Origin of the sequence: Mycobacterium sp. JS623 (assembly GCF_000328565.1) — a bacterium.
Classification (GTDB): domain Bacteria; phylum Actinomycetota; class Actinomycetes; order Mycobacteriales; family Mycobacteriaceae; genus Mycobacterium.
The window spans coordinates 4540429-4554506 of the sequence record NC_019966.1 but is presented as its reverse complement, the minus strand read 5'-3'; the positions used below and the strand labels follow the sequence as shown (position 1 = coordinate 4554506).

Genomic DNA, 14078 nt, shown 5'->3' with positions numbered 1-14078 from the left:
GTGTTGGTGATCCGTGCCGACCTGGTCGACGCCATGGTCGCGCATGCGCGCGCCGACCATCCCGATGAGGCGTGCGGGGTCATCGCGGGGCCCGAGGGAGCCGATCGTCCCGAGCGGTTCATCGCGATGCTCAATGCCGAGCGGTCGCCGACGTTCTACCGGTTCGACTCCGGTGAGCAGCTCAAGGTGTGGCGGTCTTTAGAAGATGCAGGCGAAGCTCCGATTGTCATCTATCACTCGCACACCGCGACCGAGGCGTATCCGAGCCGCACGGACATCTCTTATGCGTCAGAACCCGACGCCCACTACGTGCTGGTGTCGACGCGCGATCCCGACGAGCACGAGCTGCGCAGCTACCGCATCGTCGACGGCGTCGTCACCGAAGAACCCGTCAAAATCGTTGAGCAGTACTGAGAAAGGCCTAATTCATGTCCGTTGAGGTTTCGATCCCGACCATCCTGCGCACGCACACCGGCGGCGAGAAGCGCGTCTCCGCAACCGGTGCAACGCTGCAGGCTGTCATCAGCGACCTGGAGTCGAATTACTCGGGCATCTCCGAGCGTTTGGTCGACAACGGCAAGCTGCACCGCTTCGTGAACATCTACGTCAACGACGAGGACGTGCGGTTCTCGGGCGGGCTGGACACCGAGATCTCCGACGGCGATTCGGTGACGATCCTGCCTGCCGTCGCAGGCGGCTGAACATGGCACCACGGCGTTCCGCGAGATTGCAGTTATCGCGCTCTCTACTCGCATTTCCGCGCGATAACTGCAATCTCGGCGTGTCCGTCTGGGTGGATGTCACGTGACCTGGGTGGATGTCACGTGACGCGTTACGACTCGCTGCTGCAGGCGCTGGGCGACACGCCTTTGGTTGGGCTGCAACGGCTTTCGCCCAGGTGGAATGACGACCCGCACGTGCGGTTGTGGGCCAAGCTCGAGGACCGCAATCCGACCGGGTCCATCAAGGACCGGCCCGCGCTGCGGATGATCGAGGACGCCGAGCGCAGCGGTGCGTTGCAGCCCGGTGCGACGATCCTGGAACCGACGAGCGGCAACACCGGCATCTCGCTGGCGATGGCCGCGCTGCTCAAGGGCTACCGGATGATCTGCGTGATGCCGGAGAACACGTCGATCGAGCGTCGTCAACTGCTTGAGTTGTACGGCGCCAAAATCATCTACTCCCCGGCCGAGGGTGGGTCGAACACGGCGGTCGCACATGCGAAAGAGCTTGCGGCCCAGAATGCTTCGTGGGTGATGCTGTATCAGTACGGCAACGAGTCCAACACGTTGGCGCACTACGAGGGCACCGGTCCTGAGCTGCTTGCCGACTTGCCGCAGATCACGCACTTCGTCGCCGGCCTCGGCACCACAGGGACGTTGATGGGGACGGGCCGGTACCTGCGCGAGCAGGTGCCCGATGTCCAGATCGTGGCCGCCGAACCCCGTTACGGTGAGGGCGTTTACGCGCTTCGCAACATCGATGAGGGGTTCATCCCGGAGCTATACGACCCCGACGTGCTGACCACCCGCTACTCCGTCGGCTCCTACGACGCGGTCAAGCGGACACGTGAGCTGGTTCAGGTAGAAGGCATCTTCGCCGGAATCTCCACCGGTGCCGTGTTGCACGCCGCGCTGGGGATGGCTGCGAAGGCGGTCAAGGCCGGTGAGCGTGCAGATATCGCGTTCGTCGTGGCCGACGCCGGTTGGAAGTATCTGTCGACCGGTGCATACGCCGGTAGCCTGGATGACGCAGAAGATGCGTTGGAAGGGCAGCTATGGGCTTAACCGGACCCGGCTATACAACCCAGCCGCCGCAGCCGAAGAAGCGGCCGGCGTGGATCGTCGGCGGGGTCACGATCGTCACGTTCGTCGCGGTGCTGTGGATCATCGAGCTTTTCGACTCGCTGTCGAACCATCGCCTGGACGACAACGGCATCCGGCCCCTGGAGAGCGACGGCCTGCTGGGAATTCTCTTCGCGCCGCTACTGCACTCGAACTGGGATCACTTGATCGCCAACACCATTCCGGCGCTGATCCTCGGCTTTCTGATGACGCTCGCGGGGATGTCCCGCTTCATCTTCGCCACCGTGATCATCTGGATCCTCGGCGGTTTGGGCACATGGCTGATCGGCAACGTGGGCGCCCACTGCCCCTACGTCAACGTGCAATGCGAAACGAACCACATCGGGGCGTCGGGGCTGATCTTCGGCTGGCTGGCGTTCCTGATCGTGTTCGGATTCTTCACCCGCAAGGTGTGGGAGATCGTCGTCGGCGTCATCGTTTTGCTCGTCTACGGCAGCGTGCTGCTCGGTGTGCTGCCCGGCACGCCCGGAGTGTCGTGGCAGGGCCACTTCTGCGGGGCGGTTGCCGGCGTACTCGCCGCATATCTGCTGTCCGGTCCCGAACGTAAGGCGCGTGAGCAACGAAAGCGCAAAGCGGCGAACCCATATCTGACTACATGACGCCTGGCGCGCTCAGCCCTATTGGCATCTTCGATTCCGGCGTCGGCGGCCTCACGGTGGCGCGGGCGATCATCGACCAGCTGCCCGACGAAGACATCATCTACGTCGGCGATACCGCGAACGGTCCGTACGGACCGCTGACCATTCCCGAGATTCGCGCGCACGCGTTGGCGATCGGCGACGACCTCGTCTCGCGCGGCGTCAAGGCTTTGGTGATCGCATGCAACACCGCGTCGTCGGCGATGCTGCGCGATGCGCGCGAGCGATATGCGCCCGTGCCCGTCGTCGAGGTGATCCTGCCCGCGGTGCGCCGCGCGGTGGCCGCAACGCGCAACGGCCGGATCGGTGTCATCGGCACGTCGGCGACTATCGCGTCGCGCGCCTATCAGGATGCGTTCGCCGCGGCTCGCGACACGGAGGTGATCGGCGTGGCGTGCCCGCGGTTCGTCGACTTCGTCGAGCGCGGGGTGACAAGCGGGCGACAGGTGCTGGGTCTCGCGGAGGGATACCTGGAACCACTGCAGCGCGCCGAGGTCGACACGTTGGTGCTGGGCTGCACGCACTACCCGATGCTGTCCGGACTGATCCAGTTGGCAATGGGCGACCAGGTCACTTTGGTGTCCAGCGCGGAGGAGACCGCGAAGGACTTGCTGAGAGTGCTCACCGAGCTCGATTTGCTGCGCCCGCATGAGGCTCCACAGGCGCGTCGGCTGTTCGAGTCGACCGGTGACCCTGAGGCGTTCACCACACTTGCAGCCCGATTCCTCGGCCCAACGCTGGATGGCGTTCGGCCTGTTCAGCGTCACGTTGCGGCCCAGACATGATTTCCGTCGCCCAAACGGGCGATGTTTTCGTCAAGCGGATAGCGGGCATGGCAAGCTAGTGAGCGTGCGAATCACCGTACTCGGTTGCTCCGGCAGTGTTGTCGGGCCAGATTCGCCAGCTTCCGGGTACCTTTTGACCGCCCCTGACACCCCGCCATTGGTGATCGATTTCGGGGGCGGCGTGCTCGGCGCGCTGCAGCGCCACGCCGATCCCAACGCGGTGCACGTGCTGCTCTCGCACCTGCATGCCGACCACTGCTTGGACTTGCCCGGCCTGTTCGTCTGGCGGCGCTATCACCCGACGCCCGCCGCGGACCGCGGCTTGATGTACGGCCCGGCGAACACGTGGGCGCGGCTTGGCGCGGCGTCGTCACCCGAGGGCGGGGAGATCGACGACTTCTCAGACATCTTCGACATCCGGCATTGGGTCGACAGCGAAGCGGTTCAGATCGGATCGCTTTCGGTGATCCCGAAACTGGTGTGCCATCCGACCGAGTCCTACGGACTGCGGATCAGTGACCCGTCGGGCGCGACGCTGGTCTACAGCGGTGACACCGGCTACTGCGATCAGCTCATCGATCTGGCCCGCGGCGCCGATGTGTTCCTGTGCGAGGCGTCGTGGACGCACTCATCGGCGCGGCCGCCCAAGTTGCATCTTTCGGGCACCGAGGCTGGGCGGGCCGCCAAGGAGGCAGGTGTTGGCGAGCTGCTGCTGACCCACATTCCGCCATGGACGTCGCGCGAGGACGTCATCAGCGAGGCGAAGGCGGAGTTCGACGGGCCCGTGCACGCGGTTGTGTGCAACGAGGCCTTTGATGTTGCGCGCTCCTGAGCGCGGCTGACCTCACGCGCTCCTGAGGGTCAGACCGACCGGTTAGGGTTGGCGCGTGTCCAGACGAGAAGACGGCCGACTCGACGACGAGCTTCGTCCGGTCCGCATCACCCGTGGTTTTACCTCGCATCCCGCCGGCTCGGTGTTGGTGGAATTCGGCCAGACCCGCGTGATGTGCACAGCCAGCGTCAACGAGGGCGTGCCACGCTGGCGTAAGGGGTCGGGGCTGGGCTGGTTGACGGCCGAGTACGCGATGCTGCCCGCGGCGACCCACGAGCGGTCGGACCGCGAGTCGGTCAAGGGCCGCGTCGGGGGGCGCACGCAGGAGATCAGCCGGCTCGTCGGCCGGTCGCTGCGCGCGTGCATCGACCTGGCGGCGCTGGGGGAGAACACCATCGCGCTCGACTGCGACGTGCTGCAGGCCGACGGCGGTACTCGAACGGCGGCGATCACTGGTGCGTATGTGGCGCTCGCCGATGCGGTGACATATCTGGGGGCCGCCGGTCGGCTGTCGGATCCGCGGCCGCTGTCGTGTGCGATCGCGGCGGTCAGCGTCGGTGTTGTCGACGGACGCGTCCGCGTTGACCTGCCGTACTCGGAGGACTCGCGGGCGGAGGTCGACATGAACGTCGTCGCGACCGATACCGGCACGCTCGTCGAGATCCAAGGCACCGGGGAGGGCGCGACGTTTCCGCGCACGACGCTGGACAAGATGCTCGACGCGGCGATGACGGCATGCGAGCAGTTGTTCGCGATCCAGCGCGAGGCGTTGGAGTTGCCCTATCCCGGTGTGCTGCCTGAGTCTTCCGAGCCGGGCAAGAAGGCGTTCGGAAGCTGATCGAGTTACTGGTGGCCAGCCGCAACCGCAAGAAGCTGGCCGAGCTGCGGCGCGTGCTCGATAGCGCCGGCGTGGCGTTGACGCTGTTGTCCTTAGAAGACGTCGCGCCGTTCGACGAAGCGCCCGAGACGGGCGCGACATTCGAGGAGAACGCATTGGCCAAGGCGCGCGACGCATTTCGCGCGTCCGGGCTGCCGTCGGTGGCCGACGATTCCGGGCTGGAAGTCGATGCGTTGAACGGGATGCCGGGGGTTTTGAGCGCCAGGTGGTCGGGGCGGCACGGCGACGACGCGGCCAACACCGCGCTGCTGCTGGCTCAGTTGGCAGATGTCCCCGACTCGGGTCGGGGCGCGGCGTTCGTCTCGGCGTGCGCGTTGGTTTCGGAGTCGCGGGAGGTCGTGGTGCGCGGACAGTGGCCGGGCAGCATCGTGCGCGAGCCGCGCGGCGGGAATGGCTTCGGCTATGACCCGGTGTTTCTGCCTCAGGGTTGGTATCGCACCGCCGCCGAGCTCAGTGCAGACGAGAAAAACTCGGTGTCACACCGGGGTCGTGCGCTGTCGGCACTGCTTCCGGCGTTGCGGGAGTTGGCTTCCGGCTGACAGTGCGGCGGTGCAGCGTCCAAGCCGACGACGAGCAGGGCCGCGACGGCCCGGAGGCCCGTCAAGGCAGGAACACGTGATGGGGAAGTGGTCGCTGTCACACCGCTCGCCGGGGTGCGGCTACAGCACACCCCAGGGCTGGCTGACACTGCAACGACTGTACCGATGCGATGACGATGCTTTTAGAACCCGAACTGCGACTTGATGTTTCGCGTCTGGAAGTGCTCGACGATGATGCCGACGAGCGGGATGGTGCCGGCCAACAGCACGCCGATGGTCTTAGCGATCGGCCAGCGGACCTTGACCGCGAGATTGGCCGTGGCAATCAGGTAGATGAAGTACACCCAGCCGTGCACGACGCCGATCCAGGTCGGTGGGTTGTCGACTTTGACCACGTAGCGGATGTAGATCTCGTAGCACAGCGCGATGAGCCAGATGCCGGTTGTCCAGGCCATGACGCGATAGGCGAGCAGCGCCTTGCGGATGGATTCGACGGTGGTCGGGGTGGGGGCTTCCGTCATGGGGTCTTGTGTTCCTTGTCTTTGTCGGCGAGCTCGGCAAGGTAAGCGTTGTACTCGCGGAGTGTGGGGTCGTCATCGGAAGGCATTGCGGCCTTGGGTCTTTCGGGCAGGAGCCCGGAGGGGATCTCAGTCACGGTGTCGTGCTTGCGAGGCTCGGGCGGGGCGTCCTCGTAGCGGACGAACTTGTAGTAGGCATAGAAACAGAACCCGGCGAACATCGGCCATTGCAGGGCGTAGCCGAGGTTCTGGAATGTGCCAGAGGTGGACTCGAAGCGGGTCCACTGCCACCAGGCCAGGGCCAGGCAACCTGCGGCGGCGACGATGACCAACGCGATCAGCGCTGGTCTCCTACGCCGTGTAGTGGACACCATCCAACGGTACCGCGCGGTCCTTGGGGCCGATAAATGTGTCGAGGCGGGCGGTGGCGCCTTTGCGGTAGATGGAGAAGATGTGCTTCGTCGACCGTGTCCATGGGATCTCCAGGGAGTCGAGAGCGGCAGTGAACAGGCCGAGGATGTCCTCGGACCGGTTGGAGAAGTGATAGCGGATGCTCATGACGCCGCGATCATTGGCAACGACGCGACAGCCATTGCTGTGGATCAGGCCGAGGACGAACTCCTCGGTGGCCTGATCAACGAGCGTCTGCTGCCATGGTTCAAGCGCGATTCGCCGTGTGTGCTTCTTGCCAGGGCCGTGTTGTGGCAGGAGGCATGGCCAATATTTGGAAGTGAGCGAAACGTCGACGCATCCGGCTCGTTGGACTAACCCGGCGCGCTGGCCTGGCATCAATAAATCGATGGCTTGCCGGCAGCGGTTGATGATCGCTGGGCACTGCTTGTCAAGCGTGACTCTGAGGTGCCAGACGCGTGTGTTGCGAGAAATGCAGCCATCGCCCAGGTATAAGCCGAGAACGTAGCAATATGCGGCGGCCGGCAGATTCGAAAAGTCATGGGCGACTCTGCATGTGGAGGATCCGCGCAACAATCGCGACCGTACCTGCGGCCTGCATCACCAGTCCTTTATCGTGCCCCGAGGTACGCCCAGCTGTCGCGCGATCGCACAGTCGTTCATCCCCGCTGCGATCAGACGATTAGCTGCATCGAATTCCTCTGCTGACCGCATTCCTCCAAGCTATGCGGTTGCGCCGACAGATTTGTTGCTGAGCTGGGCGGTACGATCGGCAAGCCGCGCGAGTGTCGGAACTGGCAGACGAGATGGATTTAGGTTCCATTGCCCTATGGGCGTGGGGGTTCGAGTCCCCCCTCGCGCACCACTAGTGCTTCCACAGACTGTCAAAAAAACTATGACGGTCTCGAATCGTCGTATTCCTCCCGCACCGCTCAGATTTCGGCGTCGGGTCAGCACGGGTTCGCCTGCGCCAACCGACTCGCAACGCGGAAGGAGATGCTTCGCGACCCCAGGCGGTTGGCCGGCCGCTGGTGTTTAACCGTTAAGTGGCTGGCACGAAACTTGCCAGCACGCCGCATCGGTGACATCGCACGACAATTCGTCTTTGGCCGTTGGGCTCGTCGGTCAGATCCTCGCGCCGTGTGCCCGGCGTCCGTTATTCGGCGGTTTCGCGGCCAGGGGCATGGGCGGCGGCCGCCTGGGTGCGGTTCTGGACGCCGAGTTTGGTGAGAATCGCGCTGACGTGGTTGCTTACGGTCTTTGGTCGGATGAACAGGATGGCAGCGATGTCGGCGTCGCGGTGCCCCTTAGCAAGCAGTTCGAGGACGTCGCGTTCGCGGCGAGTCAGCCCGTGGGGGTCGGCGCGAGTGTCGGCGCGGCGCGAGTGGGGGGCGCGGCCGCCGGTCATTGCGAGGCGCTGGCGGGCTCGGCGGGCTGCGGCGCGGGCGCCGAGCCGGCGAAAGGTAGCCAAGGCCTGCTTGACGGCGGCAATGTCGCCGCCGAGCTGGGCCAGGGCGGCGTCGTATGGGCAGCCGAGGGCGGTCCACGCGTCGGCGGCGGCGCGCCAGTCACCGTCGGTCTCCAGCCGGTAGGGCGTCACCGGTTCGTTGGCGGGGGCGCTCACACTTGGTCCGCCGGACAGGCGCAGCCAGCGGTGCAGGGGCCCGACTAGCCACGGGTCGGCGCCGGTGGCGGGTGCGGTGGCCAGCCCCGCTTGAGCTTCGGCGCGGGCTGTGTCGTCTTCGCCGCGAAGCCAGGCAGCCTCGGCGCGCGCGGCCCACAACGGGCCGAGGCGGAACAGGTCGACCGGTTCGACGCCGGTGCGGGCCTCGTCGAGCAGGGGAACGACCGGCTGGTCGCCGCGGCGGGCTCGAATGAGCGCCACGGTAACCAACGGCATGGCCCGATTCATTGGGCTGATCCCGGGCCGGGTCAACAACTCATGGGCGGCCGCATCGGCGTCTGCCCATTCCCCGCGGTAACACGCGACCAGCGCGGCGGCGCCGTCGGCAGCTGGTTGGAATGCGCCTAGGTCATGGTCACGACAGAAAGCAGTCGTTTCGACGATGTAGCGATCGGCTCGTTCGAAATCGTGATGCAGCACGGCGGTCCAGCACATGATCGCACCGGCGATGCCGGCGTGTTCGGCCGGCGCGTTGCTGTCCATCAGCGTTCGCCATACCCCGTCCAGTTCGTCCCAACCGGTGTCGGTGCGCAGCACGGTGGCCAGCGCGATACAGCCGCGGGCCCGGAGCACCACTGCTGCTTCGCCCAATTCGGTGCCGAGTTCGATCGCCCTGGCCGCGTACTGTGCGGCGGTCGGGTCGTACCTGAAGGCGGCTAGTGCCGCCAGGTTGACCAACGACCAGGCCAGTTGCGGGCCCGGAGCAAGGACTTCCAACAGCTGCAAGGACGCTTGAGCGGCGGCGGTGGCCTCGGTGGAGCGACCCAGCGGCCACAACATCTGTGAGAGCCAGCGGAGATCTTCGCCCTCGCCGAGCCGGTCGCCCAGATCGTGGCGGAGCGCGATCGCCTCGCGCCAGGACCGCGTCGCTGCCTCGGCGAGCCCACTCAAGTAGCTTTCGAACGCGTGCGCCTCCAGCCACTTCGCATTCTGTTGCTTCGGAATGTGATCGGCGTGCCGCAGCGCCAACGCGTACAGCTCCGCGGCCTCTCGGTGAGCGCCCACCGCCGCGGCCCGCTGGGCGGCGGCCGGCCCGAAACGCGCTGCCGCAGCGGCGTCGCCGGCCTGTTCTGCGTGAAACGCCAACGCCGACAACGTATCCGGCGGGACCGGTGATTGCGACAGCGCGGCCAACGCGCCCTTATGGAGCTCCCGCCGCCGATAGGCGGGGATCTGTTCAAGCACGGCCCGCCGTGCCAACTCATGGCGAAATGCCACCGCCGCACCGTCGGCGCGAAGCACTCCGGCGTCAAGACATTCATCCAGCGCCGCCGCGCCCGGGCACACCTGTTCCAGCAGCCGGGCATCGGCGTGCGGGCCGCAGATCGCTGCTGCGTGGGCGGCGTCTCGCGCGGGCGCTGACAGCCGGGCCAGTCTGCCCCGCACCGCCTCGGAAACGCTGCGCGGTAGCGCGCTGCCTCCCAACGCATCCCGGCCGGCGGCTAGGATCTCGGTGACAAAGAACGGGTTGCCGCCGGTGAGCCGGTGCAACTCATCGGCGTTGAGCTCACTACCGGCGGCCAACACTGCGACTGCGTCGCGACTGAGCGGGGTTAACCCGATCCGCGTCAGAGCTTCATAGGTCGCCACGTCGCCCAACGCCACCGCCAACGGATGCTGCGTGCCGACCTCATCGTCGCGGTAAGACACCAGCAACAGCACCGGCAGCGAGCCCACCCGCCGTGCGAGGAATCGCAGCAAATCTAATGTCGCGCCATCGACCCACTGCACGTCCTCAATTGCGCAGACCCACGTGTCGCCGTCAGTGAACAACGCCAGCAGGTTGGCGTAGATTGCCTCGGCGTCACCGCGGTCGATCGCCGCGGCCAACTCGCCGGCTTGTGGGCCCGCCAACTGGGCCAGCATGTCGATCAGCGGGCCCAACGGTCGTGGCGTCGCCAGCGGATCACAGGCGCCGCGCAGCACCTGCACCCGCTTGTCCAGGCCGGCGAGAAACCGACGGATCACCGCGGTCTTGCCGATCCCTGCCTCCCCGCGCAGCAGCACCACTTGCCCGTCGCCGCGCCCAGCCCGCTGCACCAACTCACCCAACTGGATGAGCACCGACTCCCGCTCCAGCAGGATCTCCGTCGGCGTCCGCATCGCCCTCACTTCCCTTGATGTGCCATGCTCCGATGCCACGGCGCGGGCACGGGGCCAATCAAAGATACGGTCCGGGGCAAATCAAAGATATAGGGAAAATTCCCTATGAGTTGGTAGCTGGCGCAGGCGCATTCGGCATTCAACAATCCACCGACGTCGGTTCCATCCGTCGAAGGAACGGGCAGTTCGGTGAGGAGTTCCGCCCTCACGACAAGATCACTGTTGTCCCGCCGATTGGTGTGATCGTGGTCCGCGGCAGGCGGCTACTTAGGCGACTCCCGGGACCGTCGGCAAACCCGGTCGGCACGGCGGGGGTTTTGGAAAGCCCGAAGAGACGGCTAGCTACCGGTGGCGCATGCGCGACCTGAATGCGCGCTGCCTGACTTGACGCTTCGCGCGGCGCCACCGCAAACGCCCGGGCGCGCAGACCTCATCATCGCGGTGCGGGATCGGCAACACGACCGTGTCGGCGGGAGCCGATCAAAGACAGGGAATGCTCCTCATGAATTCAGACCCGTCGCACGTGCACACTGCATTTGCACCCATCCACCGTTATCTCGTCCTTCGGACGGATGGGCAGTTCGGTGAGGAGACACGTCGCAGTGCTGTACTGCCGCAATGAGGCTCAGTTCCGGCTGTCGAGCGACAGGCGTGCCAGGGCCTCTGCGCGGCCTCACTGCGAGCCAGCCTCATCTAATCCATCGTGTGTTTCACGATGTCCTTTGGATTGTCGGCGTCGGAGGGGTTCGCCGCCACCCGGGACGAGCTCGCCGGGTGTAGGCGAGTGAGCAGGTAGGAGTCGTGGGGGAGCTCCTACCTGTCTCTCGCGCGCCGAATCAGCGGGCGCGTACGGCCCGCCTGTTAGTCGTCCCTCGGTCAAATCGACGCGGTGACCTAGTCGTTTGAGCCTTCACGCTTTTCGGATTGGATATCCGGCGTGCCTGCGGGCTGACGGGCCAGGTAACTCCAATGGCGTGCCTGCGGGCTGCTACGACGACGATGGCGTGCTCGTTGCACCCTGGCCGTGTCATGTGGTGGTCGATCCCGATGGGTCTTCTGACGTGTTCACGGGCTTGGGGTGAGCGGCATGAAGTGCTATGACGTGACATTGCTCGATGGCATGGTCTGCGACAACGAGGGCACGATCTGGATTGCGGGCGATGACGACCGCTGGTCGTATATCGGGGACCACGGTGCCTGTACTTGGGATGCTCGCGATGAACTGCCCGTCGAATATGAGCCGTACGTGAAGCTGGACAAACAAGCCCAGCTCGTCATTCGGCTAGGGCTGGTGGCGTTGGCTGCAACACGAAAATGATGAATGACACCTGGTTCAGTTATCCCCCGGTCATGCCGGCAGGAGTCCGTCAATAGCAGGAGTCCGTCAATAGGTTGTTGCGCGACGGGCTTTTTCAGCCCCTCAACTGATGGCGATCTCCTCCGCATCGTCAGCCTGCGCGCGGAAGCATGCGATGCTCGCGCCGAAGCTGACCAGGGCTACCGCCCCCGCGACGGCTGCCGTCGCCACATGTGCCGCTCCCCAGCTCGCCAGACAGACCGTAACCGCGATCACCGCGATGACGATCAGAAACAGCCCGGTTGTCGCGATGGCCTCGGCCATCCCCTCCTCGCTCATGGCGGGGAGGATGCCCGCTAGGGCCGCTGTTGAAACCCAAGCCGTTTGCGGTACGTCGACGGTGTCTCACCGCAGAACTGCGTGAACGCGCGCGTGAATGCGCTCAGACTCTCGAAGCCGACAGCCGTCGACGTATCCTGCACTGACTGTCCCGGCGCGGCCAGCAGTGCCATGGCGCGCAGCATGCGGGCGTGCAATAGAAATGTGCGCCAAGGTAATCCGATGGTGTCCTGAAACAGGCGCCGTAATGTCCGCTCCGACACCGACACCGCGCGGCCGACGTCGGCCGCCGTCACCGAATGCAGATGGTCCTTCGTATAAGCCATCGCCGCTGCCACGAGTGGGTTGTCGGACGTCGGAAGGCTCAGCGGCGCTTCATGATCGAGCGCCTCGACGACGAGATTCGCCAGCGTCCGAAAGAACGCGTCGGAAACCTCGTCGCCCTCCGGCCGATCGATCGGCCACCGCAGCCCGTAGATCATCATTTCCCGGATCAATGGCGACACCGCGAGGATGCGCGCGCGGTCTCCGCCATCGCTGACCAGCTCGCGGTCGAACATCACCGCGACCGTCCGCACGTCCGGGTTCATCGTGGCCTGGTGCTCCAAGCCGGCCGGGATCCAGGCCGCCTGCTGCGGCGGCAGGAGATAGTGCGCGGACGCCGTCTCGACCTCGACGACGCCGCCGATCGCGTACTCGATCTGGTGCACCTCATGCGAGTGCCAGCCGGTGATGAGCGCTTCGCCTTCGTAGAGATAGCTGCCGCCGAGCGCCCGCCCGCCGCGGCGCAGTGCGATGATCGGTCTCAGGTTGGCCGATTCGGCTAAAACCTTGTCCGAAAGCGCAGAGACGGTCACACGGCTAGACGGTACTAATTCTTTTATGAATGGCAAGAGCCCAGACGACCTGATCCTCGTGAGCATCGATGACCACGTGGTCGAGCCGCCCGATATGTTCCTCAACCACGTGCCCGCCAAGTACAAGGCCGAGGCTCCGGTCGTCGTCACCGACGAGAAGGGCATCGACCAGTGGATGTATCAGGGCCGGCCGCAGGGCGTCAGCGGGCTCAACGCTGTGGTCTCATGGCCGGCCGAGGAGTGGGGGCGTGACCCTGCAGGCTTCGCCGAGATGCGGCCTGGCGTGTACGACGTCCACGAGCGCGTCCGTGACATGAACCGCAACGGGATCCTTGCCTCGATGTGCTTCCCGACATTCACCGGCTTCTCCGCGCGGCATCTCAACATGCATCGCGAAGAGGTCACGCTGGTGATGGTCTCGGCCTACAACGACTGGCACATCGACGAATGGGCTGGCAGCTACCCGGACCGCTTCATCCCGATCGCCGTGTTGCCGACGTGGAACCCCGAAGCCATGTGTGCTGAAATCCGCCGCGTCGCCGCCAAAGGCTGCCGCGCTGTCACGATGCCGGAATTGCCTCACCTGGAAGGACTTCCGAGCTACCACGACGACGAGTACTGGGGTCCGGTGTTCCGTACGCTGTCCGAGGAGAATGTGGTGATGTGCCTGCACATCGGCACCGGCTTCGGCGCGATCAGCATGGCGCCCAACGCGCCGATTGACAACATGATCATTCTCGCGACCCAGGTTTCGGCGATGTGCGCGCAGGATCTGTTGTGGGGCCCCGCAATGCGCAACTATCCCGACTTGAAGTTCGCGTTCTCCGAGGGCGGCATCGGCTGGATCCCGTTCTATCTGGACCGCAGCGACCGGCACTACACCAACCAGAAGTGGCTGCGCCGCGACTTCGGCGACAAGCTGCCAAGCGACGTGTTCCGTGAGCACTCGCTTGCCTGCTACGTCACCGACAAGACCTCGCTGAAGCTGCGCCACGAGATCGGCATCGACATCATCGCGTGGGAGTGCGACTACCCGCATTCCGACTGCTTCTGGCCAGACGCGCCCGAGCAGGTGCTGGCCGAACTCACCGCCGCCGGCGCCGACGACAGCGACATCGACAAGATCACCTGGCAGAACGCCTGCCGGTTCTTCAGCTGGGATCCGTTCGCCAGCACGCCGCGCGAAAGCGCCAACGTCGGAACACTGCGCGCCAAGGGAGCCGACGTCGACGTCTCGATCAGGCCGCGCAAGGAGTGGGCGCGGCTGTACGAACAGAAGCAGCTGGCCAAGGCCTAAGAACGCATCTGCGGG

General features: G+C 65.3%; 17 protein-coding genes and 1 tRNA gene. 12 read left to right on the top strand and 6 right to left on the bottom strand.

Annotated elements, in window-relative coordinates:
* The 8 genes from MYCSM_RS22265 to rdgB all read left to right on the top strand — a co-directional run bounded on the left by MYCSM_RS22265 (window position 1) and on the right by rdgB (window position 5557).
* Entirely contained in the window at window positions 1-414 is a 414-nt protein-coding gene (locus tag MYCSM_RS22265) for a Mov34/MPN/PAD-1 family protein (RefSeq protein WP_015308427.1), read from the top strand.
* Window positions 415-428: 14 nt separating this feature from the next.
* On the top strand, window positions 429-701 hold the full coding sequence (locus tag MYCSM_RS22260) for a MoaD/ThiS family protein (protein WP_015308426.1): 273 nt from the start codon (window positions 429-431) through the stop codon (window positions 699-701).
* A 123-nt stretch (window positions 702-824) separates the two neighbouring features.
* A complete protein-coding gene (locus tag MYCSM_RS22255; protein WP_015308425.1) occupies window positions 825-1787 on the top strand; it encodes a cysteine synthase in 963 nt (320 codons plus the stop codon).
* The gene (locus MYCSM_RS22250) at window positions 1778-2464 is read left to right on the top strand and encodes a rhomboid family intramembrane serine protease (protein WP_015308424.1); all 687 of its coding nucleotides are present in this window, start codon (window positions 1778-1780) and stop codon (window positions 2462-2464) included. The genes MYCSM_RS22255 and MYCSM_RS22250 overlap by 10 nt, the downstream gene beginning before the upstream one ends.
* Entirely contained in the window at window positions 2461-3288 is an 828-nt protein-coding gene (gene murI / locus MYCSM_RS22245; RefSeq protein WP_015308423.1) for a glutamate racemase, read from the top strand. Before MYCSM_RS22250 ends, murI begins: the two co-directional genes overlap by 4 nt.
* A 58-nt stretch (window positions 3289-3346) precedes the next feature.
* On the top strand, window positions 3347-4120 hold the full coding sequence (locus tag MYCSM_RS22240; RefSeq protein ID WP_015308422.1) for a cyclic nucleotide-degrading phosphodiesterase: 774 nt from the start codon (window positions 3347-3349) through the stop codon (window positions 4118-4120).
* Between the two features lie 55 nt (window positions 4121-4175).
* Window positions 4176-4958, top strand: a complete 783-nt coding sequence (rph, locus tag MYCSM_RS22235; protein ID WP_015308421.1) for a ribonuclease PH — start codon at window positions 4176-4178, stop codon at window positions 4956-4958.
* Window positions 4955-5557, top strand: coding sequence for an RdgB/HAM1 family non-canonical purine NTP pyrophosphatase (gene rdgB, locus MYCSM_RS22230; protein WP_041312540.1), 603 nt, complete (start codon window positions 4955-4957; stop codon window positions 5555-5557). Before rph ends, rdgB begins: the two co-directional genes overlap by 4 nt.
* 182 nt (window positions 5558-5739) lie before the next feature.
* Here rdgB and MYCSM_RS22225 read toward each other — a convergent pair whose 3' ends face one another.
* From MYCSM_RS22225 to MYCSM_RS38370, 3 genes are read right to left on the bottom strand one after another with little or no spacing between them, the layout of a single operon-like run.
* Entirely contained in the window at window positions 5740-6078 is a 339-nt protein-coding gene (locus tag MYCSM_RS22225; protein WP_015308419.1) for a DUF3817 domain-containing protein, read from the bottom strand.
* The gene (locus tag MYCSM_RS22220; RefSeq protein WP_041314677.1) at window positions 6075-6446 is read right to left on the bottom strand and encodes a hypothetical protein; all 372 of its coding nucleotides are present in this window, start codon (window positions 6444-6446) and stop codon (window positions 6075-6077) included. The genes MYCSM_RS22225 and MYCSM_RS22220 overlap by 4 nt, the downstream gene beginning before the upstream one ends.
* Complete coding sequence (locus tag MYCSM_RS38370; RefSeq protein ID WP_232425652.1) at window positions 6427-6633, bottom strand: hypothetical protein; 207 nt, start codon at window positions 6631-6633, stop codon at window positions 6427-6429. The genes MYCSM_RS22220 and MYCSM_RS38370 overlap by 20 nt, the downstream gene beginning before the upstream one ends.
* A gap of 39 nt (window positions 6634-6672) precedes the next feature.
* On the opposite strand from MYCSM_RS38370, the gene MYCSM_RS38365 reads away from it, so the two are divergent.
* The gene (locus MYCSM_RS38365; protein WP_232425651.1) at window positions 6673-6843 is read left to right on the top strand and encodes a hypothetical protein; all 171 of its coding nucleotides are present in this window, start codon (window positions 6673-6675) and stop codon (window positions 6841-6843) included.
* A gap of 422 nt (window positions 6844-7265) precedes the next feature.
* A tRNA-Leu gene (locus tag MYCSM_RS22210) sits at window positions 7266-7351 on the top strand.
* A gap of 291 nt (window positions 7352-7642) precedes the next feature.
* Here MYCSM_RS22210 and MYCSM_RS22205 read toward each other — a convergent pair.
* Window positions 7643-10273, bottom strand: a complete 2631-nt coding sequence (locus MYCSM_RS22205; RefSeq protein WP_015308417.1) for an ATP-binding protein — start codon at window positions 10271-10273, stop codon at window positions 7643-7645.
* A 1087-nt stretch (window positions 10274-11360) separates the two neighbouring features.
* Here MYCSM_RS22205 and MYCSM_RS22200 point away from each other — a divergent pair.
* Window positions 11361-11591: a hypothetical protein gene (locus tag MYCSM_RS22200; RefSeq protein ID WP_015308416.1), complete on the top strand. Its 231-nt coding sequence runs from the start codon at window positions 11361-11363 to the stop codon at window positions 11589-11591.
* 102 nt (window positions 11592-11693) lie between these two features.
* Here MYCSM_RS22200 and MYCSM_RS22195 read toward each other — a convergent pair whose 3' ends face one another.
* Together MYCSM_RS22195 and MYCSM_RS22190 are read right to left on the bottom strand one after the other, a co-directional pair.
* Window positions 11694-11909, bottom strand: a complete 216-nt coding sequence (locus tag MYCSM_RS22195) for a hypothetical protein (protein ID WP_041312538.1) — start codon at window positions 11907-11909, stop codon at window positions 11694-11696.
* A gap of 17 nt (window positions 11910-11926) precedes the next feature.
* Window positions 11927-12766: an AraC family transcriptional regulator gene (locus tag MYCSM_RS22190; RefSeq protein ID WP_015308414.1), complete on the bottom strand. Its 840-nt coding sequence runs from the start codon at window positions 12764-12766 to the stop codon at window positions 11927-11929.
* A 25-nt stretch (window positions 12767-12791) separates the two neighbouring features.
* On the opposite strand from MYCSM_RS22190, the gene MYCSM_RS22185 reads away from it, so the two are divergent.
* Window positions 12792-14063, top strand: a complete 1272-nt coding sequence (locus MYCSM_RS22185; protein WP_015308413.1) for an amidohydrolase family protein — start codon at window positions 12792-12794, stop codon at window positions 14061-14063.
* Window positions 14064-14078: the final 15 nt, after the last annotated feature.

Excerpts from the sequence above, each read along its gene's own strand:
- MYCSM_RS22260 (WP_015308426.1), top strand. The coding sequence starts at position 429 with ATGTCCGTTGAGGTTTCGATCCCGACCATCCTGCGCACGCACACCGGC.
- MYCSM_RS22185 (WP_015308413.1), top strand. The coding sequence starts at position 12,792 with ATGAATGGCAAGAGCCCAGACGACCTGATCCTCGTGAGCATCGATGAC.
- MYCSM_RS22205 (WP_015308417.1), bottom strand. The coding sequence starts at position 10,273 with ATGCGGACGCCGACGGAGATCCTGCTGGAGCGGGAGTCGGTGCTCATC.
- MYCSM_RS22250 (WP_015308424.1), top strand. The coding sequence starts at position 1,778 with ATGGGCTTAACCGGACCCGGCTATACAACCCAGCCGCCGCAGCCGAAG.
- MYCSM_RS22225 (WP_015308419.1), bottom strand. The coding sequence starts at position 6,078 with ATGACGGAAGCCCCCACCCCGACCACCGTCGAATCCATCCGCAAGGCG.
- MYCSM_RS38370 (WP_232425652.1), bottom strand. The coding sequence starts at position 6,633 with ATGAGCATCCGCTATCACTTCTCCAACCGGTCCGAGGACATCCTCGGC.
- MYCSM_RS22200 (WP_015308416.1), top strand. The coding sequence starts at position 11,361 with ATGAAGTGCTATGACGTGACATTGCTCGATGGCATGGTCTGCGACAAC.
- murI (WP_015308423.1), top strand. The coding sequence starts at position 2,461 with ATGACGCCTGGCGCGCTCAGCCCTATTGGCATCTTCGATTCCGGCGTC.
- MYCSM_RS22195 (WP_041312538.1), bottom strand. The coding sequence starts at position 11,909 with ATGAGCGAGGAGGGGATGGCCGAGGCCATCGCGACAACCGGGCTGTTT.